Raw genomic sequence first — 25,471 nt, 5'->3', positions numbered from 1 at the left:
AAGAGGAGCCCCTGGGCCGAAGCCCGCCGCCTGGATAGGGCGTGCGTGGTTAAGTCGCTACATATTCGAGGTGGTGTCGGAATTAAATGCCCTTGATTAGCCGACGGCGTGAAGTTCGTTGAGTCTGTGGATTCCCGCAGTGCCAGTCATACCGTCCCAGTTGTCGCCGCGTCCTTCTCGCCAGCCGTTGATCCAGGCTTGGCGTACCGACGGTAGAGTAAATGGGCAAAGCTCACGGGATTTGCCATGAACGCCATATTGATATCCGCGTAAAAATGCTCTTTCCAACGGATCACGCTTAAGTCTTCTCATAGGGTGTTTCCCTCACTTGTTGACTGTCTTGATATCCTTCGGCCTCGTCTGAGGCCGGGCAGAGTTTTTCTGCCGTTGGTGGGCTCGCTGCCGGCGTGGCGAGCCTATGTGTTGGCGTCGTTGCGGCGCCAACCTGTGTTGAGTTCTAACCAATAGGTCACATGGATTCAATGATCGTTTTGTCATAAGCACGTAACGATAACGATGCTATAGCCATAAGCTGGGATGGCTTTTCGCCCCATTTGTTGGGCAAAGCCAGCTATGATGCACCCTGCAAAGAGGATGGGTTTAATCCTTTAGTGAGAATGTCCGCCGGTTGCAGTCGGTTATTATTCGACGAAGGGTCGGAATATTTCTTTTTGTTGCGTCAAATTCTCCCTCTGCCCCGTCAATAAAGGCTCCAAGGCCCGTCAGACGGGGTGGAACGGCACATTCGTGCCACGCGGGCACTCTTCAAGAAAAGTGCTTGATTGAAAACCGAGCCGGCGATGCGTCGCCCGTTCACTTATTGCTGAAAAGCCTGGAATGCCCCATGTCGGACCGTTTTGAACTCTTCCTCACCTGCCCCAAGGGCCTCGAAGGCCTGCTGATCGAGGAAGCCGTCGGGCTTGGCCTTGAGGACGCCCGCGAGCACACCTCGGCCGTGCGCGGCATGGCCGACATGGAAACCGCTTATCGCCTGTGCCTCTGGTCGCGCCTGGCCAACCGTGTGTTGCTGGTGCTCAAGCGTTTCCCGATGAAGGACGCCGAAGACCTCTACCACGGTGTGCTGGATATTGAATGGGCCGATCACATGGTCTCCGACGGTACCCTGGCGGTGGAATTCAGCGGTCACGGCTCAGGCATCGACAACACCCACTTCGGTGCGCTGAAGGTCAAGGATGCGATCGTCGACAAGCTGCGCACCCCGACCGGCGAACGCCCGTCCATCGACAAGATCAACCCGGACCTGCGCATCCACCTGCGCCTGGACCGTGGCGAAGCGATCCTGTCCCTCGACCTGTCCGGCCACAGCCTGCACCAGCGCGGCTACCGCCTGCAGCAGGGCGCCGCGCCGTTGAAGGAAAACCTCGCGGCGGCGATCCTGATTCGTGCCGGCTGGCCGCGCATTGCTGCCGAAGGCGGCGCGCTGACTGACCCGATGTGCGGCGTGGGCACCTTCCTGGTGGAAGGCGCGATGATTGCCGCCGACATGGCACCTAACCTCAATCGCGAATTGTGGGGCTTCACCACCTGGCTCGGTCACGTCCCGGCGCTGTGGAAAAAACTCCACGCCGAAGCTACTGAACGCGCGGCCATCGGCATGAACAAGCCGCCGTTGTGGGTGCGGGGCTACGAAGCCGACCCGCGCCTGATCCAGCCCGCCCGCAACAACATCGAGCGCGCCGGCCTGAGCCACTGGATCAAGGTGTACCAGGGCGAAGTCGGCACCTTCGAGCCGCGCCCGGACCAGAACCAGAAAGGCCTGGTGATCTGCAACCCGCCCTACGGCGAGCGCCTGGGTGACGAAGCCAGCCTGTTGTACCTCTACCAGAACCTCGGCGAGCGCCTGCGCCAGGCCTGCATGGGCTGGGAAGCGGCGGTGTTCACCGGCGCGCCGGACCTGGGCAAGCGCATGGGGATCCGCAGCCACAAGCAGTATTCGTTCTGGAACGGCGCATTGCCGTGCAAGTTGCTGTTGATCAAGGTCAACCCGGATCAGTTCGTCACCGGCGAGCGCCGTACCCCGGAACAGCGCCAGGCCGAACGTGAACAGGCCGTTTACGACCAGGCCCCGGCCGAGCCGCAAGAGCGCCAGTACAACAAGAACGGCAACCCGATCAAGCCCGCCCCGGCCCCCGTGGTCGAGCAGGCGCGCCTGAGCGAAGGCGGGCAGATGTTCGCCAACCGCCTGCAAAAGAACCTCAAGCTGCTGGGCAAGTGGGCCAAGCGTGAAGGGGTGGATTGCTACCGCGTATACGACGCCGATATGCCTGAATACTCCATGGCCATCGACCTGTACCACGATTGGGTCCACGTGCAGGAATACGCTGCGCCAAAATCCATCGACCCGGAAAAAGCCTCGGCCCGCATGTTCGATGCCCTGGCGGCCATTCCCCAGGCGCTGAACATCGACAAGAGCCGCGTGGTGGTCAAGCGTCGCGAGCGCCAGAGCGGTACCAAGCAGTACGAGCGCCAGAGTGCCCAGGGCAAGTTCACCGAGGTCAGCGAAGGCGGCGTGAAGCTGCTGGTCAACCTCACCGACTACCTGGACACCGGTCTGTTCCTCGACCACCGTCCGATGCGCATGCGTATCCAGAAGGAAGCGGCCGGCAAGCGTTTCCTCAACCTGTATTGCTACACCGCCACCGCCAGTGTGCACGCAGCCAAGGGCGGCGCGCGCAGCACCACCAGTGTCGACCTGTCCAAGACCTACCTGGACTGGGCGCGTCGCAACTTCTCGCTCAACGGTTTCTCCGACAAGAACCGCCTGGAGCAGGGCGATGTGATGGCCTGGCTGGAGGCCAGCCGCGATGAGTTCGACATGATCTTCATCGACCCGCCGACCTTCTCCAACTCCAAGCGCATGGAAGGCATCTTCGACGTCCAGCGCGACCACGTGCAGTTGCTCGACCTGGCCATGGCGCGCCTGGCACCGGGTGGCGTGCTGTACTTCTCGAACAACTTCCGCAAGTTCCAGCTGGAGGACAATCTCAGCGAACGCTATGCGGTCGAGGAAATCAGCGACAAGACCCTCGATCCGGATTTTGCGCGTAATGCGAAGATCCACCGGGCGTGGAAAATCACTGCTCGCTGATCGCCGTCACGAAAAAGCCGCAAGCCTGGACTATTCCGGGCTTGCGGCTTTTTTACGCTGGTCAAACCCTGGGCCGATGGCTATAACTTAAGGCCTAGCCAAAGTGACACCCCCCGCACGCTGGCGTTGTGAGTGTTGCCTATGCCGTTGCAAGCCGTTCGCCCGAAAATCCTAGGCTTTATCAGTGAACAGGCGTCGGCTTGGCTGGTGGCGTTGGTGGTGTTATTGGCGGGTTTTGCGCTGACGGCCATCGTCGCCTGGGCGGCCTCCGACCTCTATCAGCAACAGGTTCGCCAGCGCTTTCAGTTGCTGGTCAACGAGCGTTACACCCGCTTGCAGGAGCGTTTCGAGGATCAGGAACAACGCCTGAACAGCCTGCGGCGGTTCTTCGTCAACTCCGATGTTGTGTCCCGCGAGGAGTTCGACGGGTTTGCCCAGCCGTTACTGTTGCGCGCCCGCGCCTACGCCTGGGCACCCCGCGTGTTTCGCGAACAGCGCAGCCAGTTTGAACAAGAGGTGTCCCGCCTGCGTGGGGTACCCTTTGTTATCCGTGAACTTAATAGCGCCGGCGAACTGGCCCCGGCGCCCGAGCGTGATGAATACGTTCCGGTGCTCTACAGCCAGACTCAAAGCCTGCTGGGGTCGCCCCTGGGTTTTGATCTGTTGGCCCAGCCCCTGCGGCGCTCGACCCTTGAGCGGGCGCAAAAGAGCGGCAAGCTGGCGGTGTCCCAACCCATGCAGTTGGTGGGGGTCGAGCCGGCTTATGCCACGGGTGTATTACTGGTCGCGCCGGTGAGTCACCTGCCCACGTCCGAGCCGTCCCCAAATGAGCCATACGGTTACGTGATGGCGGTGATCAGCATGCGCCAGCTGGTCGCCGACGGCTTGCCCAAAGCGGAGCGGGACAACCTGGTGATGCAGATCGTCGACACCTCCGACCTGCAAAAGCGCGTGCTCTTCGAGTCCGGCAATGCCGTGGCCAACAGTGACCTTGCTGGCGCGCGTCGCCTGACCCTGGGCGATCATGTGTACGCCCTGAGCCTGCGCCCGAGCAAGGTGTTCGAGCAGGCCAACTATTCCTCGCTGTCCACGATCCTGACCATGGGTAGCCTACTCAGCCTGCTGCTCAGCGCCTTGCTCTATGTGCTGGTGAGCCAGCGCCAGCGTGCGTTGAAACTGGTGGAGCAACGCACTGTGCAGTTGCGCTTGCGTGAGCAGGAACTACGGGGTGCCCATGGCCAGTTGCGCAGCGTACTCAACGCCGCTACCCAAGTGGCGATCATTGCCACTGACTTGCGCGGTGTGATCAACACCTTCAACGCCGGTGCCGAGCAGATGCTGGGGTACGAGGCCGAGCAGGTGGTGGGCAAGCTGACCCTGGAAAGCCTGCACTTGGCGTTGGAGCTGGAGGCACGTTCCGCGAGCCTGAGCGTGACCTTGGGCAAGCGTATCCCGGCGAGCCAGGCGATGCTGGTGGAAAGCCCCGACAACCTGCACGAAGCCCGGGAGTGGACCTTGATCCGCCAGGATGGCAGTCAGCTGATTGTGAACATGTTGGCCACCGTCTTGCTGGATGACCATGGTCTGTGGGTCGGGCACCTCGCGATTTACCTGGACGTCACCGAGCAGAAACGCGCCTACGAGGCCCTGGCGGCGCGGGACCGCCTGCTCAAGAAACTCAGTGCCCACGTACCTGGGGGAATCTTCCAATTCACCCTGGAACCCCAGGATAACTGGCGCTTTATCTACGCCAGCGACGGCATGCGCGATATCTATGAAATCGAGGTCAGCGCGTTGCAGCGGGATGCGACGAAGGTCTTCGATCGAATCCACCCGCTGGACGCGGAGCGGGTGCGGGCCTCGATTCGCCTGTCTGCATTGCAGTTGAGCCACTGGCGCGAAGAGTACCGGGTGCAGTTGCCGCAACGGGGTTTACGCTGGATTCGCGGCGAGGCCACCCCGGAGGAATTGCCGGGGGGCGGTACGCTGTGGCATGGCTATGTGTCGGACATTTCCGACTTGAAGCGGGTTGAAGAGGAACTGCGCGCGCTGTCCATCACAGATTCCCTGACCGGGATTCACAACCGTCGCTATTTCCAGGACCGCCTCAGGGCCGAGATGGCGAGGCTCAATCGGACCAGTGGGGCGCTGTCGGTGATCATGCTCGATATCGATCATTTCAAGCGGATCAATGACCAGCACGGGCATGCGGTTGGCGATGGGGTGTTGCAGGAGTTGTGCAAGCGCATCAGTCAGCGTCTGCGCCGCACCGATGTATTCTGCCGCCTGGGGGGCGAGGAGTTCATGGTGCTGTGCCCCAACACCGATGGTGAGCAGGCCTACAGCTTGGCGATGGAGTTGTGGCAATCGCTGCGTAGCCTGCCGATGGAACCGGTGGGCATCGTCACCGCCAGCTTTGGTGTGGCCAGCTGGCGGGTGGATGAAGGCATCGATGGCCTGTTGTTGCGTGCCGACTCGGCGGTGTACGTGGCCAAGCAGGCGGGCAGGGACCGGGTGGAGGCCGAGAGGGCGCGGGCCTGATGCTCGCTCCTATAGGACGGGAGCCGCCGCCGCCATTTTTGGCTGGCGGTACAGATCCAGCAGCACCTGGTCCAGCACCGACGACGCGCCCCACGGCTTCGGATCGTTGAGGATCGCCACCACCGCCCAGGTGTTGCCATTGTTGTCGCGGCTGAACCCGGCAATGGCGCGCACGGTGTTCAAGGTACCGGTCTTGACGTGGGCTTCGCCGCGCATGGCGGTGGTCTTCAGGCGTTTGCGCATGGTGCCGTCGGTGCCGGCGATCGGCATCGAGCTGATGTATTCCGCAGCGTAGGGGCTTTTCCAGGCGGCTTGCAGCATGGCGGCCATTTCGCGGGCGCTGACCCGTTCGGCACGGGACAGGCCCGAACCGTTCTCCATCACCAGGTGTGGCGCGGTGATGCCTTTTTTCGCCAGCCACTGGCGCACTACACGTTGCGCGGCCTTGGCATCGTCGCCGTCGGCATCGTTGCGGAACTGCGCGCCCAGGCTCAGGAACAATTGCTGGGCCATGGTGTTGTTACTGTATTTGTTGATGTCACGGATGATTTCCGCCAGGTCCGGCGAAAAGGCGCGGGCCAGTACCTTGGCATCCTTGGGCACCGGTGCCTGGATATCGCGGCCCTGAATGGTGCCGCCCAGTTCCTGCCAGATCGCCCGTACCGCACCGGCGGTGTAGGTGGCGTGGTCCAGCAACGACAGATAAGTCTGCGAGCTGCAGCCATCGGCCAATTGGCCGCTGACGGTGACCGTCATACTGCCATCGGCGCCCGTGACCGGGTTGTAGCGTACGTCGCCGGTGCACTGCTTGGCGTTGGAGGCCTTGACCTGGTTGTCGATGCGGATGCTGGCAATCGGCGGTTCGACCGAGACGAGCACGCGGCCCGAATCGTTACGGGTCACAAAGCGCAGGGCCTTGAGGTTGACCAGCAGGGCGTCGGGCTTGACCAGGAACGGTTTGTTCTCGTCGTTGCCGTCATCATTGAATTCCGGCAACTGCGGCTGGTTGAAGAAACTGCGGTCCAGCACCAGGTCACCGGTGACTTGCTGCACGCCATTGGCCCGCAGGTCGCGCATCAGCAGCCAGAGCTTTTCCATGTTCAGCTTGGGGTCGCCGCCGCCCTTGAGGTACAGGTTGCCGTGCAACACGCCACCGCTGAGGGTGCCGTCGGTGTAGAACTCGGTTTTCCACTGGTGGTTGGGGCCGAGCATTTCCAGGGCCGCATAGGTGGTGACCAGCTTCATGGTGGAAGCGGGGTTTACCGAGACGTCGGCGTTGAATACCGTGGGGGTGCCGGGGCCGTTCAACGGGATCATCACCAGGGACAGCGCAGTGTTTTGCAGCTTGGCTTTGGCCAGTGCCTGCTGGACGTTTGCAGGCAAGGTGTTATTGATCGGGGCCGCGGAGGTGGAAAAGGCCAGTGGCAGGAGAAAACTGGCAAGTAGCAATGGACGCAAAGATTTGATCATAAGAAATAAAACCCTACTGCTGAGGAGGGTGAAAAAGGCGAGGGGTAAATAGGAAAAATCCCTCAATGGTCATGAAAGTGTCGGCATTATGCCCCAAGGTGAAGGCACTTGTAGCTGAACGATAGCTGGTAATCGGCGTTTTTTTAACAGCAAACGGCCGCCCGTCCCAGAGAGTCGGGCAATCGTCGCCTTAAACTGCTAAAGTGCCGCCCGTTATTACTTATGAGGATTGTTCCAATGGCGACTAACCGTTCCCAGCGTCTGCGCAAAAAACTGTGCGTTGATGAATTTCAAGAGCTGGGTTTCGAACTGAACCTGGACTTCAAAGAAGGCCTGAGTGAAGAAGCTATCGACGCTTTCCTCGAAGCATTCATCAAAGAAGCCATGGAAGCCAACGGCCTGGGCTATGTCGGCGGCGACGACTACGGTCTGGTTTGCCTGCAGAAGCGTGGCTCGGTCTCCGAAGAGCAGCGCGCTGCCGTCGAAGCCTGGCTGAAAACCCGTTCCGAGCTGACCAAGGCTGAAGTCAGCCCGCTGCTGGACGTGTGGTATCCGGAAAAGCCGATCAACGCGGCTAAGTGATACTGAAAAAAACGGCGACCTGAGGGTCGCCGTTTTTTTATGCCTTGCGCCAGTTCAGAATCAGCAGCGTCAATACCCCCGCCACAATTCCCCAGAACGCCGACCCGATGGAAAACAACGTCAAGCCTGACGCGGTGACCATAAAGGTGATCAGCGCCGCTTCCCGTTCCTTCGGCTCATTCATGGCGATACTCAAGCCATTGATGATCGAGCCAAACAAGGCCAAGGCCGCAATCGACAGCACCAGTTCCTTGGGCAAGGCTGCGAACAGTGCCGCCAGTGTTGCGCCGAACACCCCGGCTATCCCGTAGAACACCCCGCACCATACGGCGGCGGTGTAGCGTTTATTACGGTCTTCATGGGCGTGGGGGCCGGTGCAGATCGCTGCGCTGATCGCCGCCAGGTTGATGCCGTGGGAGCCAAAGGGCGCCAGCACCAGCGAGGCCAGGCCGGTGGCGGTGATCAGAGGCGAGGCCGGCACGTTATAGCCATCGGCCCGCAGTACGGCGACGCCGGGCATGTTCTGCGAGGTCATCGCCACCACGAACAACGGAATCCCGATGCTGATGGTTGCCGCCAGCGAGAAGTGCGGCGTCGTCCATACCGGCGTCGCCACTTCCAGGTGGAAACCGCTGAAGTCCAGCAAGCCCATCAGCCCCGACAGCAGGGTACCGATCACCAGGGCGGACAGCACCGCGTAGCGTGGCGACAGGCGCTTGATGATCAGGTAGGTGAAAAACATCCCCAGGACCAGGCCGGTGCGATGCTGCGCGGCGACGAAAATCTCGCTGCCGATCTTGAACAGGATCCCCGCCAGCAAGGCGGCCGCCAACGACGCAGGGATACGCTTGACCAGTTTTTCAAAGCTGCCGGTGAGCCCGCAGAGCGTCACCAGCACCGCGCAGGTGATGTAGGCGCCGATGGCCTCGCCGTAACTCACACCGCCCAGGCTGGTGATCAACAGCGCCGCGCCGGGGGTGGACCAGGCAATGGTGATCGGCGTGCGGTAGCGCAGGGACAGGCCGATGCTGCAGACCGCCATGCCGATGGAAATCGCCCAGATCCACGAAGAAATCTGCGCCGTGGTCAAGCCGGCCGCCTGGCCGGCCTGGAACATCAGCACCAGGGAGCTGGTATAGCCGGTCATCATGGCGATAAAGCCGGCGACGACGGCGGAGGCAGAAGTGTCGGCCAGCGGGCGCAAGGGCGCTTGGGTGGCGTCGGTCATGGAGAGGTGTTCCTTTTACCTGGGTGTTTGCCGGTGACGGCGCAGATTCAAGCCTAAACTCAAACGTAACGACTCATTGCAATACAGACGGCACCGCAAACAGCCGTACAGTGTGTTGGCGCAGTGGGTTGTGTACAATGTGCGCTGTTTTTAGGTGATACTTGCCAGCGACCCCGTGTTGCCGTATTACCTTAAAGTTGCCGTATTACCGTTAATTCGCCGCCGTTCTCCCTACCCGAGTGCCCATGAACGAACAGTTGCAACCTCTCAAGAAACAACCGCGAGCCGGCAAGGCCGGTCGCAGCGGAACCCAGGACGATATCGTCTACGCGCATATCTTCGAGGCGATCCTCGAGCAGCGCCTGGCACCCGGTACCAAATTGAGTGAAGAGGCACTGGGCGAAATCTTCGGCGTCAGCCGCACTATCATTCGCCGCGCGCTGTCGCGCCTGGCCCATGAAGGCGTGGTGTTGCTGCGGCCCAATCGTGGCGCGGTGGTGGCGAGCCCAAGCGTGGAAGAAGCACGCCAGGTGTTCCTGGCCCGGCGCCTGGTAGAGCGAGCGATCACCGAGCTGGCAGTGCAGCACGCCACCGCTGAGCAACTGGCCGAACTGCGCCAGATGGTCAACGACGAGCGCGACAGCTTCTCCCGCGGTGATCGCGGAGCGGGCATCCGCCTCTCCGGCGAGTTCCACCTCAAGCTGGCCGAAGCCGCGAAAAACGCGCCGCTGATCAGCTTCCAGCGCAGCCTGGTGTCCCAGACCTCGTTGATCATCGCTCAGTACGAAAGCGGCAACCGCTCGCACTGTTCCTACGATGAGCACACCCAACTGATCGATGCGATCGAAGCACGGGACGCGGCGTTGGCGGTGAACTTGATGATGCATCACATGGATCATATCGACAGCAAGCTCAACCTCGACGAGGAAAGTGCGTCGGATGATTTGCATGCGGTGTTCTCGCATCTGTTGCAGACCAAGAAGCCGGGGCGTTCTTCAGTCAAGCTGTAAACCCGATTAAAAAATGTGGGAGGGGGCTTGCTCCCGATGGCAGAGTGTCAGTCACTGAATTAAGTGCCTGATCCACCGCTATCGGGAGCAAGCCCCCTCCCACATTTGTTTTGTGTCGTGGCGCAGATCAGCGTTGGTGCACGAGTTGGCCGGCAGCGTAGGTCTGCAACACCGTCCGATCATCCCCCAGGGTCATCAACACGAACAACGTCTCGGCAATGTTATTGGCCTGCTTCAAGCGATAGCTCAGCAGCGGCGTGGCGTTGTAGTCCAGCACCAGGAAGTCTGCATCGGTGCCCGGCTGCAACGTGCCGATCTTGTCTTCCAGGCGCAGCGCCCGCGCACCGCCCAGGGTGGCCAGGTATAGCGACTTGAAGGGGCTCAACCGCGCACCCTGCAGTTGCATGACCTTGTAGGCTTCGTTCAAGGTTTGCAGCAGCGAGAAACTGGTGCCACCACCCACATCGGTGCCCAGCCCGACATTCAGCTTGTGTTTCTCGGCCATCGGCAGGTTGAACAGGCCGCTGCCGAGGAAGAGGTTCGAGGTCGGACAGAACGCCACCGCCGACCCCGTCTCCGCCAACCGTGCGCATTCCTCATCACACAGGTGCACGCCGTGGGCAAACACCGAGCGCTCGCCCAGCAGCTGGTAGTGATCGTACACATCCAGATAGCCGTTGCGCTCCGGAAACAGCGCCTTCACCCACTCGACTTCCTGCTTGTTCTCACTGATGTGCGTCTGCATGTACAGGTCCGGGTATTCGCCCAACAGTTGTCCTGCGAGCGCCAATTGTTCCGGCGTGCTGGTCGGCGCAAAACGCGGGGTGACCGCATAGTGCAGGCGGCCCTTGCCGTGCCAGCGTTCGATCAGCGCCTTGCTTTGCTGGTAGCCGGATTCGGCGGTGTCGGTAAGGTAGTCCGGGGCGTTGCGGTCCATCATCACCTTGCCGGCGATCATGCGCAGGTCGAGTTTTTCCGCCGCTTCAAAGAATGCGTTCACCGACTGCGGATGCACGCTGCCGAACACCAGTGCGGTGGTGGTGCCGTTGCGCAGCAGTTCCTTGATGAAAATATCTGCGACTTCCTCGGCGTGGGCCTTGTCGGCGAACTGGCTTTCGCACGGGAAGGTGTAGGTGTTGAGCCAGTCCAGCAACTGCTCGCCATACGCGCCGACCATGCCGGTTTGCGGCAGGTGGATATGGGTGTCAATCAGGCCGGGAGTGATCAGCGCATCCTGGTAATGGGTGATGTCGATGTCGGCAGGCAAGCTCGGCAGCAGGTCGCCGGCATGGCCAATGGCGCTGATCCGGCCGTTTTCGATCACCAGCAAGCCGTCTTCGAAATACTCGTAGGAGGCTTCGATCCCAACTTCAGCGGGGTCGGCGATGCTGTGCAGGAGGGCGGCACGGTAGGCTTTGCGAGTCAAAGGCATGGTCGTCTCAATTGATAGCTTGGCTGCGGCGCGAGACCGGCAGCAGTTTGGCAATGGGTTCGGCGCTCGCGGTGTGCTGGCCGAAATTGGCGTTATAGGTGGCGATGATTTCGCCGGCGATGGAGATGGCGATCTCCACCGGCAACTTGCCCTTCACCTCGCTGAGGCCCATGGGGCAACGCATGCGTTGCAACTGCGCGGCGTCAAAGCCGCGATCGCGCAAGCGGTGTTCGAACTTGACGCGTTTGGTCTTCGAACCGATCAGGCCGAAGTAGGCAAAGTCATTGCGTTTGAGCAGGGCGGCGGTCAGTTCCAGGTCCAGCGCGTGATTGTGGGTCATGACGACGCAGTAACTGCCCACCGGCAGGTCGGCAATTTCGTCCACCGGCTCTTCGCTGATGATTTTACGCACGCCCTGGGGGATATGTTCCGGAAACTCCTGCTCGCGGGAATCGATCCAGCGCACCCGGCACGGCAGGCTCGCCAGCAATGGCACCAGCGCGCGGCCGACATGGCCGGCGCCGAATACCGCGATCTGCGCCTGCACCTGGCCCATGGGTTCGAACAGCAGCACGGTGACGCCCCCGCAGCACTGGCCCAGGCTGGCGCCGAGGCTGAAGCGCTCCAGATGGGTGTTCTGCTGGCCACGCACGAGCATGTCGCGGGCGATCTGCATGGCCTTGTATTCCAGGTGCCCGCCGCCGATGGTGTCGAAGGTCTGCGCGGCACTGATCACCATCTTCGAACCGGCATTGCGCGGCGTGGAGCCGAGCTCTTCGATGATGGTCACCAGTACGCAGGGTTCACCCTGGTTTTGCAGGTCGGCGAGGGCGCTGATCCAGTTGTTCATAGTCACCTCTTGTGGTGTCTGTCAGGCCGTCATCGGTCTAGAGCGAAGCCATTTCAGTTTCAGTCTCGACAGCTGTCGCCGCCTGCAACTTGCGCATCTGCTCACACCCCCACAACACCCGCTCCGGTGTCGCCGGCGCATCGATCTTCGGCTGATGGCGATAATCAGCCAGGCTCGCCACCGCATCCTTGATCGCGCACCACGAGGCAATCCCGAGCATGAACGGTGGCTCACCCACGGCCTTGGAATGGAACACGGTGTCTTCCGGGTTCTTGCGGTTTTCCACCAGCTTCACGCGCAAATCCAAAGGCATGTCGGCCACCGCCGGGATCTTGTAGCTGGCCGGGCCGCAGGTCTCTAGCTTGCCCTTGGTGTTCCACACCAGCTCTTCCATGGTCAGCCAGCCCATGCCCTGGATAAAGCCGCCTTCTACCTGGCCGATGTCGATGGCCGGGTTCAGTGAGGCGCCCACATCGTGGAGGATGTCGGTGCGCAGCATCTTGTATTCGCCGGTCAGGGTGTCGACGATCACTTCGCAGCACGCCGCGCCGAAGGCGAAGTAGTAGAACGGCCGACCGCGGGCCTGGCTACGGTCGTAGAAGATTTTCGGGGTCTTGTAGAAGCCGGTGCTCGACAGCGAGACCTGGGCGAAATACGCCTGCTGGATCAACGCCTCGAAGGTCAGGATCTGCTCGCGCACGCGCACATGGCCGTTATGAAATTCCACATCCGCTTCGCTCACGTCGTACTTGCGCGCGGCGAATTCCACCAGGCGTTGCTTGATGGTTTCGGCGGCGTTCTGGGCGGCCTTGCCGTTCAGGTCCGCACCGCTGGACGCGGCGGTCGGCGAGGTGTTGGGCACCTTGTCGGTGTTGGTGGCGGTGATCTGCACGCGGTCGATGTCCACCTGGAACACTTCGGCCACCACTTGCGCGACCTTGGTGTTCAAGCCCTGGCCCATCTCGGTGCCGCCGTGGTTCAGGTGGATGCTGCCGTCGGTGTAGATATGGATCAGCGCGCCCGCCTGGTTCAGGAAGCTCGCCGTGAACGAGATCCCGAATTTCACCGGGGTCAGCGCCAGGCCTTTTTTCAGGATCGGGCTGTGGGCGTTGTAGAGGCGGATCGCTTCGCGGCGCTCGGCGTATTGGCTGCTGGCTTCAAGTTCGGCGGTCATCTCTTCGAGCATGTTGTGCTCGACGGTCTGGTAGTAGTGGGTGACGTTGCGCTCGGTCTTGCCGTAGTAATTGGCCTTGCGCACCGCCAACGGGTCCAGCGCCAGATGACGGGCGATGGCGTCCATCACTTCCTCGATGGCGACCATGCCTTGCGGGCCGCCGAAGCCGCGATAGGCGGTATTGGACGCCGTGTTGGTCTTGCAGCGATGGCCGTTCACCGTGGCATCGCCCAGGTAATACGCGTTGTCGGCGTGGAACATGGCGCGGTCGACGATCGAGTTGGACAGGTCCGGCGAGCAGCCGCAGTTACCGGCCAGCTCCAGGTTGATCCCATGCAGGCGACCGCTGTCGTCGAAGCCCACGTCGTATTCGATATAGAAGGGGTGGCGCTTGCCGGTCATCAGCATGTCTTCGACGCGCGGCAGGCGCATCTTGGTCGGCTGGCCGGTGAGGCGCGCCACCACCGCACACAGGCACGCCGGGCTCGCCGCCTGGGTTTCCTTGCCGCCGAAACCGCCGCCCATGCGGCGCATATCGACGACGATCTTGTTCATCGACACGCCCAGCACTTCGGCCACCAGCTTCTGCACTTCGGTGGGGTTCTGCGTGGAGCAATAGACGATCATGCCGCCGTCTTCGGTGGGCATTACCGAGGAAATCTGGGTTTCCAGGTAGAAGTGTTCCTGACCGCCGATATGCAGGGTGCCCTGGAGGCGGTGCTTGGCGGTCGCCAGCGCGCCGGCCGAATTACCGCGTTGGTGGGTGTGGCTGTCGAGCACGAAGTGCTTGTTGCGAAAGGCCTCGACCACATCCAGCACGGGCTCCAGGTCTTCGTATTCGATCACGGCCGCCATCGCGGCCTTGCGTGCGGTGTCCAGGTCGCGGGCGGCCACGGCCAAAACCACCTGGCCGACGAACTGCACCGTGTCGATGGCCAGCAAGGGGTCGCCGGGCAGCAGCGGGCCGATGTCTTTCAGGCCCGGCACGTCTTCGTGGGTGATGACGATACGCACACCGTCGAAGGCGTAGCAGGGCGCGGTGTCGATGCGGATGATCCGGGCGTGGGCGCGGTCGGACATGCGTGCATACAGGTGCAACTGGTTGGGGAATTCCAGGCGGTCATCGATGTACTGCGCTTCACCGGACACGTGCTTGGCGGCGCTGTCATGCTTGACGCTGCGGCCGACCCCGGAGGTCAGGTCCTGGGCAAACAGCGCGGCCAGTTCGGCCTGGGTTTTTTCCACGGCGTGATGGTTAGACATAAGCGGTCACCCGAGTCTCGATGTGCGGCGTTTGCAGTTCGATGAAGTATTTGCGCAGCAGGTTCCGGGCGCTGAGCAGACGGTATTCCTTGCTGGCGCGGAAGTCCGACAGCGGGGTGAAATCCTCGGCCAGGGCGGCGCAGGCTTTCTCGACGGTGGCGGCGTTCCAGGTGGCGCCGACCAACACGGCTTCGCAGTTTTTCGCGCGTTTTGGCGTGGCGGCCATGCCGCCGAACGCGACGCGGGCATCACTGATCACACCGTTGTCGATCTTCAGGTTGAAGGCCGCACACACGGCGGAAATATCGTCGTCCAGGCGCTTGGAAACCTTGTAGGCACGGAACAGCGCATGGCCCTTGGGGACGATGATTTTTTCGATGAACTCGCTGTCCTGGCGCGCCGTCACGCGGTAGTCGATGAAATAGTCCTCCAGCGCCAGGGTGCGGCGCACGTCGCCTTTGCACAGCACGATCTGCGCCCCCAGGGCGATCAACAGCGGCGGAGAATCGCCAATCGGCGAGGCGTTGCCGATATTGCCGCCGAGGGTGCCCTGGTTGCGGATTTGCAGGGAGGCGAAGCGGTGTAGCAGGTCGCCGAAATCCGGGTATTCGTGGTGCAGCGCGGTGTAGCAGTCGGAGAGGGCAGTGGCGGCGCCGATTTCCAGGCGGTCGTCGAAGTCCTCGATGCGTTTCATCTCTTCAATATTGCCGACATAGATCATCACCGGCAGGGTGCGGTGAAACTGGGTGACTTCCAGCGCCAGGTCGGTGCCGCCGGCCAGCAGGCGGGCTTGCGGGTAGGCGTCGTAGAGGTCGGCCAGGTCGGCGACGGTGAGGGGCACCAGGCAGCGTTTGTCGCCGCTGTTGAGTTCACCGGTTTGGGTCGGCGCGATGGCTTTGAGGCGGGCGATGGTTTCGGCCTGGCGGCTGTCGAACTGGTCCGCCGGTTTGTTGCAGCAGGCCTGTTCGGCGGCGGCCAGGATCGGCCGATAGCCGGTGCAGCGGCACAGGTTGCCGGCCAGGGCTTCGTGGGCCTTCTGGCTGTCGGGGGCGTCGCTGTTCTTTTGCAGGGCGAACAACGACATCACAAAACCGGGGGTGCAAAAGCCGCATTGCGAACCGTGGCACTCCACCATCGCCTGTTGCACGCTGTGCAGTTGGCCCTGGTGCTTGAGGTCTTCGACGCTGATCAGTTGCTTGCCGTGCAGCGACGATACAAATGTCAGGCAGGAATTGAGGCTGCGATAACGGATCTGCTCAACGCCCTGAGGGTCGGTGTGCAACTCGCCGACCACCACCGTGCACGCACCGCAGTCGCCGCTGGCGCAGCCTTCCTTGGTGCCGGGTTTGCCCACATGCTCGCGCAGATAGTTGAGCACGGTCAGGTTGGGGTCCAGGGCGTGCTCGCTATGGAGTTCCTGGTTAAGTAAAAACTGGATCACGGAAGGCCTCGCAGACTCATTATTGTTGTTAACCGCTTTGCGCCGAATCTAGTCATGTCTGACTTTTCGGTCAATGATTTTCTGACCAGAAGGTCAGGAAAATGCGATCACAACACTTTCAATTATGGTTCAGTCTTCTGAAACCGGCGTTTTTGGGGGCGTGTGGGTGTTCAGCGTTGCTTATTTCATGCCAAATTCGCCACGGTGGGCGTAGCGCCATCAGCGGGCCAATGCGCTACACTGCCGCGCTTGTACCGATAGACGATTTTGAAGGGAAAACATGACGTTCAAGGCGCCGGACAGTCTCGCCGAGCAAATCGCTCACCACCTCGCCGAACGTATCATTCGCGGCGATCTCAAGCCTGGAGAGCGGATCCAGGAACAGAAAGTCACGCTGGCGCTCAATGTCAGCCGTGGCTCCGTGCGTGAAGCTTTACTGATCCTCGAACGCCGCCACCTGATCGCGATCCTGCCGCGCCGTGGCGCCCATGTGACCGAGCTCACGGCGCACAAGGTGCAGAGCCTGTGCACACTGATGAGTGAGCTGTATATCCTGCTTGGCAATGCGGTCGCCCAGGGCTGGCAGACCCAGGCCGACATGGCGCCGTTCGTCCAGATCCAGCAGCGCCTGGTGAGCAATTTCGAGCGCCAGGACATCCGCGCCTTTGTCGAAGAATGCTTCAATGTGATGCGCGCCGCGTACCCCTTCGCCAACAACCCGTATTTGCAGGAAACCGTCGAAAACCTGCAGCCGGCGATGAACCGTGCCTATTACCTGGCCCTGGATCAGCGCAAGGCGTCCATGAGCGAGTACCTGGCGCTGTTCGAGCAACTGCTCGCCGCCGTACTCGCCCGTGACCTGGAGCAGATCCGCCAGGTGCTGTCGGCCTACTGCCAGCGCAGCAGCTCGCTGGTCATCGCTGCGTTGGCGGACGCCTAAACGTGCGGCTCAAGTGCATCAAACTGGCGGGGTTCAAATCCTTCGTCGACCCGACCACGGTGAACTTCCCCAGTAACATGGCGGCAGTGGTCGGGCCCAATGGCTGCGGCAAGTCGAACATCATCGACGCCGTACGCTGGGTGATGGGCGAGAGCTCGGCAAAAAACCTGCGTGGCGAGTCGATGACCGACGTCATCTTCAACGGCTCCACCAGCCGCAAACCGGTGAGCCAGGCCAGCATCGAGCTGGTGTTCGACAACTCCGACGGCACCCTGATCGGCGAGTACGCGGCCTACGCGGAAATCTCGATACGCCGCAAAGTGACGCGCGACAGCCAGAACAGTTACTTCCTCAACGGCACCAAGTGCCGACGCCGGGACATTACCGACATCTTCCTCGGTACCGGCCTGGGCCCGCGCAGCTATTCGATCATCGAACAGGGCATGATCTCCAAGCTGATCGAAGCCAAGCCCGAAGACCTGCGCAACTTTATCGAAGAAGCCGCCGGCATCTCCAAGTACAAGGAGCGCCGCCGCGAGACCGAAAACCGTATCCGCCGCACCCATGAAAACCTCGCCCGCCTCACTGACCTGCGCGAAGAGCTGGAGCGCCAGTTGGAGCGCCTGCACCGCCAGGCCCAGGCGGCCGAGAAGTATCAGGAATACAAGGGCGAAGAGCGCCAGTTGAAGGCGCAACTGTCGGCCCTGCGCTGGCAGGCGCTGAATGATCAGGTCGGCCAGCGCGAAGCGATCATCGGCACCCAGGAAATCAGCTTTGAAGCGCTGGTGGCCGAGCAGCGCAATGCCGACGCCGCCATCGAGCGCCTGCGCGACGGGCACCATGACCTGTCCGAACGCTTCAATCTGGTGCAGGGCCGCTTCTATTCGGTGGGCGGTGATATCGCCCGGGTCGAGCAAAGCATCCAGCACGGCCAGCAGCGCCTGCGTCAGTTGCAGGATGACTTGAAGGAAGCCGAACGCGCGCGCCTGGAAACCGAATCCCATTTGGGCCACGACCGCACCTTGCTGCTGACGTTGGGCGAAGAGCTGGACATGCTCACCCCCGAGCAGGACATCACCAACGCCGCCGCCGAAGAGGCCGCCGCTGCGCTGGAAGAATCCGAAACCACCATGCACGGCTGGCAGGAGCAGTGGGACGCCTTCAACCTGCAATCCGCCGAACCGCGGCGCCAGGCCGAGGTGCAGCAGTCGCGCATCCAGCAACTGGAAACCAGCATGGAACGCCTGGCCGAGCGCCAGCGTCGCCTGCAGGAAGAGCGCGTGCTGCTTGCCGCCGACCCGGAAGACGCGGCGATCATGGAACTCAGCGAGCAACTGGCCGAAAGCGAAATGACGCTGGAAGAGCTGGAAGCCAGCGAAGAACAGCAAGTGGAGCGCCTGGAGCAATTGCGCCAGCAACTGCAACAGGCGACCCAGGCCCAGCAGCAGGCCCAGGGTGATTTGCAGCGGCTTAACGGCCGCCTGGCGTCCCTTGAAGCCTTGCAGCAAGCGGCGTTGGACCCAGGCACCGGCACCGCCGAATGGCTGCGTGACCAGCACCTGGCCGAGCGTCCGCGCTTGGCCGAAGGCTTGAAAGTTGAAGCCGGTTGGGAGCTGGCGGTAGAGACTGTTCTAGGCGCCGACCTGCAAGCCGTACTGGTGGATGATTTTGGCGGCTTCGACCTGGCCGGCTTCGCCCAGGGCGATCTGCGTTTGCTCAGCCCCGCCGCTGATGGCACACGAGTGCCGGGCAGCCTGCTGGACAAGGTCGAAGCGGCGATTGACCTGTCGCCGTGGCTGGGCCAGGTCAAGCCGGTGGACTCCCTGGAACAGGCCCTGGCCCAGCGCGGTCAACTGGCGGGCGGCGAAAGCCTGATCAGCCGCGACGGTTATTGGGTCGGCCGCCACTTCCTGCGGGTGCGCCGTGCCAGTGAAGCGGAAAGCGGTGTTCTGGCTCGAGGCCAGGAAATCGTCAACCTGATCGCCGAGCGTGAAGAGCGCGAAGCCACCCTGGAAAGCCTCGAAACCGAACTGCAAACCCTGCGCGCCACCCAGCGCCAGCAAGAGACCGGCCGCGAACACCTGCGGCGCCTGTTGCAGGACGAAGCGCGCCAGCAAGGCGAATTGAAAGCCCAGCTTTCCGCGAGCAAAGCCAAGGCCGAGCAACTGACCCTGCGCCGCACCCGCCTCGACGAAGAAGTGGCGGAGATGGGCGAACAGCGCGCCCTCGAACACGAACAGATCGGCGAAGCGCGCCTGCAGTTGCAGGAGGCCCTCGACAGCATGGCCCTGGACACCGAGCAGCGTGAATTGCTGCTGGCCCAGCGTGACAGCCTGCGCGAACGCCTCGACCGCGTGCGCCAGGAAGCCCGCCAGCACAAGGATCACGCCCATCAGTTGGCCGTGCGCCTGGGTTCGCTCAAGGCCCAGCACGCGTCCACGGCCCAGGCCCTTGAGCGCCTGGAGATGCAGTCCGAACGCCTCACCGAAAAACGCGAGCAACTGAGCCTCAACCTGGAGGAGGGCGAAGCGCCGCTGGAAGAGCTGCGCCTCAAGCTTGAAGAGTTGCTCGACAAGCGCATGACCGTCGACGAAGAACTCAAGACCGCGCAGATCGCCCTGGAAGACGCCGACCGCGAACTGCGCGACGCAGAAAAACGCCGGACCCAGGCCGAGCAGCAATCCCAGCTGATTCGCGGCCAGCTCGAACAACAGCGCATGGAATGGCAAGCCCTCACCGTGCGCCGCAAGGCCCTGCAAGACCAATTGCTCGAAGACGGCTACGACTTGCATGGCGTGCTCAATACCTTGACCGCCCAGGCCAGCGAGAAAGAAGCCGAGGAAGAACTTGAACGGATTGCCGCACGTATCCAGCGACTGGGCGCGATCAACCTCGCGGCCATCGATGAATACCAGCAGCAGTCCGAGCGCAAACGTTATCTGGATGCCCAGGACGCCGACCTGGTGGAAGCCCTGGACACCCTGGAAAACGTGATCCGCAAGATCGACAAGGAAACCCGCAACCGCTTCAAAGATACCTTTGATCAGATTAATGGCGGTTTACAGGCGTTATTCCCGAAAGTTTTCGGTGGTGGCAGCGCTTACTTGGAACTGACGGGCGAAGATCTACTCGATACAGGGGTAACGATCATGGCGCGGCCTCCGGGCAAGAAGAACAGCACCATCCATTTGTTGTCCGGCGGCGAAAAAGCCCTGACCGCGTTGGCCCTGGTGTTTGCCATCTTCAAGTTGAACCCGGCGCCGTTCTGCATGCTCGATGAAGTTGACGCACCATTGGATGACGCTAACGTTGGACGCTATGCGCGACTGGTCAAGGAGATGTCCCAGACGGTGCAGTTCATCTATATCACCCACAACAAGATCGCCATGGAAATGGCTGATCAGTTGATGGGGGTGACAATGCACGAGCCAGGCTGCTCGCGGTTGGTCGCGGTGGATGTGGAAGAAGCGATGGCGATGGTGGAATCTTGAGTTGGGCCATGAGAGAAAGTTTTCAGCGCGATGTCAGGTGATTTACCGGCCTGGTGAAAGTGGCAAATGGACATATTTGTTCAAGGCATTTTGACAGACGGTGTAAAGTTATCTTTGGTCGTGCTAGTTTAATGTCAATTTTTCGTGTGCGTGGGCAAAACGTCAGTCAGAACATAGAGTTGGCGCCACGTTTTAAAGCGGTTTGCACGGTGCTAAACCCCTTATTTTTCAGCATTTTTTATTAGAGGCACGGGATTACATGGAAATCGGTCTGCGCGAGTGGCTGATCGTCATCGGCATTATTGTCATTGCCGGTATTCTTTTTGATGGCTGGCGCCGCATGCGCGGTGGCAAGGGCAAGCTCAAATTCCGTCTGGACCGCAACCTGTCCAACTTGCCCGACGATGACGGCAGCGCCGAGCTGCTGGGGCCGCCCCGTGTGCTGGATACCCATAAGGAACCGCAACTGGACGAGCATGACCTGCCGTCGATGAGTGCACCGGTGCGTGAAGCCCGCGAGCCCTCGTCCAAGCGTGGCAAGCGCGCCAGTGCAGCTGTTGCCGAACCCCATCAGGGTGACCTGAACCTCGATGTCGATGAAGGCCCGAGCTTCAGCAGCCGTGATGACGATTTCCCGGATGAAAACGCCGGCAAGAATGCGCCGCGTCAATCCGTCAACGATCAGCCTGCCGCCGAAGAAGTGCTGGTGATCAGCGTGATCTGCCGCGACGCCGCCGGCTTCAAGGGCCCGGCCCTGTTGCAGAACATCCTCGAAAGCGGCCTGCGCTTTGGCGAGATGGATATTTTCCACCGCCACGAAAGCATGGCCGGCAACGGCGAAGTGCTATTCTCCATGGCCAACGCGGTCAAGCCAGGCACTTTCGACCTGGACGACATCGACCTGTTCAGCACCCCTGCGGTGAGCTTCTTCCTCGGCCTGCCGGGCCCGCGTCACCCGAAACAAGCGTTCGACGTGATGGTGGCCGCCGCCCGCAAGCTGTCCCAGGAACTCAACGGCGAGCTCAAGGACGACCAACGCAGCGTCCTGACCGCCCAGACCATCGAACACTACCGTCAGCGCATCGTCGAGTTCGAGCGTCGCGCCCTGACACAGAAACGCTGAGGATTGGTTTCCAGCGTTGTCATTAGAATAAGCGCACCAACATTTGAGCAGCTTCGGCTGCTCTTTTGCTTTATGAGAGAACACCCATGACCGCCGCCCACACCCGCATCCTCGAACTGCGCGCTGAACTGGATCAGCACAACTACCGTTACCACGTGCTCGATGAGCCGAGCATTCCGGACGCCGAGTACGACCGCCTATTCCACGAGCTCAAGGCCCTGGAGGCCGAGCATCCGGAGCTGGTGACGCGTGATTCACCGACGCAGCGGGTCGGCAGTGCGGCATTGTCAGCCTTCACCCAGGTGCGTCACGAGATCCCCATGCTCAGCCTGGGCAATGCGTTTGATGAAACCACCATGCTGGAATTTGATCGCCGGGTCACCGAGGGGCTCGACCTGCCCGTGGGTGATCTGTTCGGCGGTGGCGCGGCGGTGGAATACAGCTGCGAGCCGAAGCTGGATGGCCTCGCGGTCAGCCTGCTTTACCAGGATGGCGAATTGGTACGCGGCGCCACCCGCGGCGACGGCACCACCGGCGAAGACATCAGCGTCAATGTGCGCACCGTGCGCAATATCCCGTTGAAACTGCACGGCAGCGGCTGGCCGGCGACCCTGGAAGTGCGCGGCGAAGTGTTCATGTCCAAGGCCGGTTTCGAGCGGCTCAACGCCTCGCAACTGGAAGTCGGCGGCAAGACCTTCGCCAACCCGCGTAATGCGGCGGCGGGCAGCTTGCGTCAGCTGGACTCGAAGATCACCGCCAGCCGTCCGCTGGAGTTCTGCTGCTACGGCATCGGCCAGGTGACCGGGGATATCAGCGACACCCATATCGGTAACTTGAAGCAACTGCAGAAGTGGGGCATGCCCATCAGCCATGAGTTGAAACTGGCCAAGGGCATCCAGGAGTGCTTGGACTATTACCGCGATATCGGCGAGCGACGTAACAGCCTGCCCTATGAAATCGACGGTGTGGTGTTCAAGGTCAACAGCATTGCCTCACAGCGTGAGCTGGGCTTTCGCGCCCGCGAGCCGCGCTGGGCCATCGCGCACAAATTCCCGGCCATGGAAGAACTCACCGAGTTGCTCGACGTGGAGTTCCAGGTCGGCCGCACCGGCGCCGTGACGCCGGTGGCGCGCTTGAAACCGGTCAAGGTCGCGGGCGTCACCGTGTCCAATGCCACCCTGCACAACATGGATGAAGTCGCGCGCCTGGGCTTGATGATCGGCGATACCGTGATCATCCGCCGTGCCGGGGATGTGATCCCGCAGGTCGTCTCCGTGGTCACCGAGCGCCGCCCGGAACACGCCCGCGCGGTACAGATCCCCGAAAGCTGCCCGGTGTGCGGCTCTCATGTGGAGCGCACGCAACTGGTCAAGCGCAGCAAGGGCAAGGAAACCGTCAGCGAAGGCGCGGTGTACCGCTGCGTCGGGCGCCTGGCCTGTGGTGCCCAGCTCAAGCAGGCGATTATCCATTTCGTCTCGCGCCGGGCCATGGACATCGACGGGCTCGGTGACAAAACCATCGAGCAACTGGTGGATGAAAAACTCATCGGTTCGCCGGCCGACCTCTACAAGCTCAAATACGAGCAGATCATCGACCTGGAAGGCTTCGCCGATATTTCCAGCAAGAAGCTGATCACCGCCATCGAAAACAGCAAGACCCCGACCCTGGCGCGCTTTATCTACGCCCTGGGCATTCCCGATGTGGGCGAAGAGACGGCCAAGGTGCTGGCGCGCTCCCTGGCGTCCCTTGGGCGCGTGCAGAAGGCCTTGCCGGAAGTTTTGACGTACCTGCCGGATGTGGGCCTGGAAGTGGCCCATGAGATCCACAGCTTCTTCGAAGACAGCCACAACCAGGAAGTGATCGGCGCGTTGCTGTCGTCTGATGAATGCGGCCTGCAATTGCAGGATCAGGGCGAGCTGAGCGCCGAGTTTGCCGCCAGTACCACCTTGGGCGGCTTCCTCGACAAGCTGCACGTACCCTCCGTCGGCCCCGGCGCCGCGCAGAAACTTGCGGACAAGTTCGGCAGCCTGGAAGGTGTGATCAAGGCAGACTGGCTCGACATGCGCCAGGCGCTGCCGGAGAAGCAGGCCAAGGCCGTGCGCGAGTTTTTCGATAACCCGGAAAACGCCAGCCATGCCCTGGCCATCGAGCAGCAGCTCAAGGACTTCGGCATGCACTGGCAGAGCGAGAAGAAGGTGGTCGAAGGCCTGCCCGAAGCAGGGCATACCTGGGTGCTCACCGGCTCCCTGGAGCTGATGAGTCGCGACGTGGCCAAGGACAAGCTCGAAAGCCTCGGCGCCAAGGTGGCCGGTTCCGTGTCGGCCAAGACCCATTGCGTCGTGGCCGGGCCGGGTGCCGGCTCCAAGTTGGCCAAGGCCAGCGAACTGGGGTTGAAGGTGCTGGACGAAGAGGCCTTTGTCGCGTTCCTTGCCAAACACAACATTTCGGTCTGACGCGGCGCCGGTGGTGAGCGGGCTTGTCGAATCGTCGCACTGCCCGCGCCGGGCTGGGAAGCCGCCCTTGAAGAAAGTGGAACGATCCTGAGTCCCAGATGATCTAGTCTCAGTCACCCAGGGAGAGATCGCCATGTTCCGCTACTTCGAGCAACTCAGTTCGCGCATCGCCGCACCGTTCATGGCCGAAACCTCGCGCAACGGCAAGGTGTGGCAGTGTCGGTGCGGGCAAGCGCTGTTCTTTCGCAACAGCCAATGCCTGGCCTGTCAGGCGCTGCTGGGTTATCAGCCGCAGCAAAGCCGCTTGTCTTCCCTGCAACCGGGGCCGGTGGATGGCACTTGGCTACAGGACGACAACCTCGATGCCGGCGCCTTCCGCCGCTGTGCCAATCTCGACACCGCGGCGGCCTGCAACTGGCTGATTCCCGCCCACAGCACCGCACCGTTGTGTGTGGCGTGCAGCCTCAACCGCACCATCCCCGACCTGTCGATCCCGGAGAACCCCGAGCGCTGGCGCAAGGTGGAGACCGCCAAGCGTCGGCTGGTGGCGCAGTTGATCAGCCTGGGCCTGCAAGTGGTGCCCAAGAGCGTCGACGAGGACAGCGGCCTGGCGTTCGACTTCGTCGGCATCGACCTGGAAGGCAACGCGCCCATGACCGGGCATGCCAACGGCCTGATCACCCTCGACATCAAGGAAGCCGACGACGCCCACCGCGAAAAAATCCGCGTGCAGATGCGCGAACCCTATCGCACCTTGCTGGGCCACTTTCGCCATGAGGTCGGCCACTATTACTGGGACCGTCTGATCGCCAACAGCCACTGGCTGGAGCCTTTTCGCTGCCTGTTCGGCGACGAACGCGCCAGTTACGCCGACGCCCTCGAGCAGCACTACCAGAACGGCCCGCGCCCCGACTGGCAGCAAACCTGCGTCAGTGCCTACGCCACCATGCACCCCTGGGAAGACTGGGCCGAAACCTGGGCCCACTACCTGCACATGATGGATGCCGTCGACACCGCCCTGGGCTTTGGCATGAGCGCCCGTGAGATGGACCTGGATTACCAGCCATTCCCCCTCACCACCCTCTACGACCCCGAACATCCCGGCGGTGTGGCATTCCTGTCCTTCGTCAACGCCTGGATCGAACTGGCGGGCATGCTCAATGAACTGTCCCGCGCCATGGGCCAGCCGGACTTCTACCCATTCGTGCTGCCACCGGCGGTGATTGCCAAGCTGCACTTCATCCACCTGGTGATCCAGGAAGAGGGTGGCCGGGCGGACGAGGTGTTGCAGGCACAATGATGAACCCCTGTGGGAGGGGATGCTGACGGCCATGGCAAGTGCTTGAACCCCTTCATATTTTTAA

Annotated in this window: 16 protein-coding genes; 9 read left to right on the top strand and 7 right to left on the bottom strand. The window is 61.7% G+C overall.

What is annotated here, in order from left to right; genetic code table 11:
• Window positions 1–96 precede the first annotated feature (96 nt).
• Window positions 97–312, bottom strand: a complete 216-nt coding sequence (gene rmf, locus AC07OP_RS06580; protein ID WP_002553055.1) for a ribosome modulation factor — start codon at window positions 310–312, stop codon at window positions 97–99.
• 532 nt (window positions 313–844) lie between these two features.
• Between rmf and rlmKL the strand changes: the two genes are divergently transcribed.
• Together rlmKL and AC07OP_RS06570 are read left to right on the top strand one after the other, a co-directional pair.
• Window positions 845–3,109, top strand: coding sequence for a bifunctional 23S rRNA (guanine(2069)-N(7))-methyltransferase RlmK/23S rRNA (guanine(2445)-N(2))-methyltransferase RlmL (gene rlmKL, locus AC07OP_RS06575; RefSeq protein ID WP_495100627.1), 2,265 nt, complete (start codon window positions 845–847; stop codon window positions 3,107–3,109).
• 141 nt (window positions 3,110–3,250) lie between these two features.
• On the top strand, window positions 3,251–5,650 hold the full coding sequence (locus AC07OP_RS06570) for a sensor domain-containing diguanylate cyclase (protein ID WP_495100628.1): 2,400 nt from the start codon (window positions 3,251–3,253) through the stop codon (window positions 5,648–5,650).
• Window positions 5,651–5,659: 9 nt separating this feature from the next.
• Here the strand turns inward: AC07OP_RS06570 and dacB are convergent, their stop codons facing one another.
• Window positions 5,660–7,120: a D-alanyl-D-alanine carboxypeptidase/D-alanyl-D-alanine endopeptidase gene (dacB, locus tag AC07OP_RS06565; RefSeq protein ID WP_115488461.1), complete on the bottom strand. Its 1,461-nt coding sequence runs from the start codon at window positions 7,118–7,120 to the stop codon at window positions 5,660–5,662.
• A 237-nt stretch (window positions 7,121–7,357) separates the two neighbouring features.
• On the opposite strand from dacB, the gene AC07OP_RS06560 reads away from it, so the two are divergent.
• Window positions 7,358–7,702, top strand: a complete 345-nt coding sequence (locus AC07OP_RS06560; RefSeq protein WP_010208515.1) for a YggL family protein — start codon at window positions 7,358–7,360, stop codon at window positions 7,700–7,702.
• A 37-nt stretch (window positions 7,703–7,739) separates the two neighbouring features.
• On the opposite strand, the gene AC07OP_RS06555 is transcribed toward AC07OP_RS06560, so the two are convergent.
• Window positions 7,740–8,930: a benzoate/H(+) symporter BenE family transporter gene (locus AC07OP_RS06555; RefSeq protein WP_141155774.1), complete on the bottom strand. Its 1,191-nt coding sequence runs from the start codon at window positions 8,928–8,930 to the stop codon at window positions 7,740–7,742.
• A gap of 245 nt (window positions 8,931–9,175) precedes the next feature.
• Between AC07OP_RS06555 and AC07OP_RS06550 the strand changes: the two genes are divergently transcribed.
• Window positions 9,176–9,940, top strand: coding sequence for a GntR family transcriptional regulator (locus AC07OP_RS06550; RefSeq protein WP_003175499.1), 765 nt, complete (start codon window positions 9,176–9,178; stop codon window positions 9,938–9,940).
• 127 nt (window positions 9,941–10,067) lie between these two features.
• On the opposite strand, the gene guaD is transcribed toward AC07OP_RS06550, so the two are convergent.
• From guaD to xdhA, 4 genes are read right to left on the bottom strand one after another with little or no spacing between them, the layout of a single operon-like run.
• Window positions 10,068–11,372, bottom strand: a complete 1,305-nt coding sequence (guaD, locus tag AC07OP_RS06545) for a guanine deaminase (protein WP_495100629.1) — start codon at window positions 11,370–11,372, stop codon at window positions 10,068–10,070.
• Between the two features lie 7 nt (window positions 11,373–11,379).
• Window positions 11,380–12,222 carry a xanthine dehydrogenase accessory protein XdhC gene (gene xdhC / locus AC07OP_RS06540; RefSeq protein WP_115488458.1) on the bottom strand — a complete coding sequence of 281 codons (843 nt, stop codon included), beginning with the start codon at window positions 12,220–12,222 and terminating at the stop codon, window positions 11,380–11,382.
• 37 nt (window positions 12,223–12,259) lie between these two features.
• Window positions 12,260–14,659 carry a xanthine dehydrogenase molybdopterin binding subunit gene (gene xdhB / locus AC07OP_RS06535; protein WP_495100630.1) on the bottom strand — a complete coding sequence of 800 codons (2,400 nt, stop codon included), beginning with the start codon at window positions 14,657–14,659 and terminating at the stop codon, window positions 12,260–12,262.
• Window positions 14,652–16,100: a xanthine dehydrogenase small subunit gene (gene xdhA, locus AC07OP_RS06530; protein WP_495100631.1), complete on the bottom strand. Its 1,449-nt coding sequence runs from the start codon at window positions 16,098–16,100 to the stop codon at window positions 14,652–14,654. Before xdhA ends, xdhB begins: the two co-directional genes overlap by 8 nt.
• Before the next feature lie 280 nt (window positions 16,101–16,380).
• Between xdhA and AC07OP_RS06525 the strand changes: the two genes are divergently transcribed.
• The 5 genes from AC07OP_RS06525 to AC07OP_RS06505 all read left to right on the top strand — a co-directional run bounded on the left by AC07OP_RS06525 (window position 16,381) and on the right by AC07OP_RS06505 (window position 25,407).
• Window positions 16,381–17,040 (top strand): GntR family transcriptional regulator, encoded by a 660-nt coding sequence (locus tag AC07OP_RS06525; RefSeq protein WP_027603706.1) that lies wholly within the window; start codon window positions 16,381–16,383, stop codon window positions 17,038–17,040.
• Between the two features lie 2 nt (window positions 17,041–17,042).
• Window positions 17,043–20,531 carry a chromosome segregation protein SMC gene (smc, locus tag AC07OP_RS06520; RefSeq protein ID WP_141155769.1) on the top strand — a complete coding sequence of 1,163 codons (3,489 nt, stop codon included), beginning with the start codon at window positions 17,043–17,045 and terminating at the stop codon, window positions 20,529–20,531.
• 259 nt (window positions 20,532–20,790) lie between these two features.
• Entirely contained in the window at window positions 20,791–21,654 is an 864-nt protein-coding gene (gene zipA / locus AC07OP_RS06515; RefSeq protein WP_027603708.1) for a cell division protein ZipA, read from the top strand.
• Between the two features lie 86 nt (window positions 21,655–21,740).
• Window positions 21,741–24,107: an NAD-dependent DNA ligase LigA gene (gene ligA / locus AC07OP_RS06510; protein ID WP_495100632.1), complete on the top strand. Its 2,367-nt coding sequence runs from the start codon at window positions 21,741–21,743 to the stop codon at window positions 24,105–24,107.
• A 133-nt stretch (window positions 24,108–24,240) separates the two neighbouring features.
• On the top strand, window positions 24,241–25,407 hold the full coding sequence (locus tag AC07OP_RS06505) for a zinc-binding metallopeptidase family protein (protein ID WP_495100633.1): 1,167 nt from the start codon (window positions 24,241–24,243) through the stop codon (window positions 25,405–25,407).
• The last annotated feature ends 64 nt before the right edge of the window (window positions 25,408–25,471 follow it).

The organism is Pseudomonas sp. GW821-FHT09D08 (assembly GCF_059416305.1).
The sequence above is the reverse complement of the archived record's forward strand: the minus strand, read 5'-3'. Positions and strand labels throughout refer to the sequence as shown.

Coding starts and splice junctions, on each gene's coding strand:
- rmf (WP_002553055.1), bottom strand. CDS start 312: ATGAGAAGACTTAAGCGTGATCCGTTGGAAAGAGCATTTTTACGCGGA.
- rlmKL (WP_495100627.1), top strand. CDS start 845: ATGTCGGACCGTTTTGAACTCTTCCTCACCTGCCCCAAGGGCCTCGAA.
- AC07OP_RS06570 (WP_495100628.1), top strand. CDS start 3,251: ATGCCGTTGCAAGCCGTTCGCCCGAAAATCCTAGGCTTTATCAGTGAA.
- dacB (WP_115488461.1), bottom strand. CDS start 7,120: ATGATCAAATCTTTGCGTCCATTGCTACTTGCCAGTTTTCTCCTGCCA.
- AC07OP_RS06560 (WP_010208515.1), top strand. CDS start 7,358: ATGGCGACTAACCGTTCCCAGCGTCTGCGCAAAAAACTGTGCGTTGAT.
- AC07OP_RS06555 (WP_141155774.1), bottom strand. CDS start 8,930: ATGACCGACGCCACCCAAGCGCCCTTGCGCCCGCTGGCCGACACTTCT.
- AC07OP_RS06550 (WP_003175499.1), top strand. CDS start 9,176: ATGAACGAACAGTTGCAACCTCTCAAGAAACAACCGCGAGCCGGCAAG.
- guaD (WP_495100629.1), bottom strand. CDS start 11,372: ATGCCTTTGACTCGCAAAGCCTACCGTGCCGCCCTCCTGCACAGCATC.
- xdhC (WP_115488458.1), bottom strand. CDS start 12,222: ATGAACAACTGGATCAGCGCCCTCGCCGACCTGCAAAACCAGGGTGAA.
- xdhB (WP_495100630.1), bottom strand. CDS start 14,659: ATGTCTAACCATCACGCCGTGGAAAAAACCCAGGCCGAACTGGCCGCG.
- AC07OP_RS06525 (WP_027603706.1), top strand. CDS start 16,381: ATGACGTTCAAGGCGCCGGACAGTCTCGCCGAGCAAATCGCTCACCAC.
- zipA (WP_027603708.1), top strand. CDS start 20,791: ATGGAAATCGGTCTGCGCGAGTGGCTGATCGTCATCGGCATTATTGTC.
- ligA (WP_495100632.1), top strand. CDS start 21,741: ATGACCGCCGCCCACACCCGCATCCTCGAACTGCGCGCTGAACTGGAT.
- AC07OP_RS06505 (WP_495100633.1), top strand. CDS start 24,241: ATGTTCCGCTACTTCGAGCAACTCAGTTCGCGCATCGCCGCACCGTTC.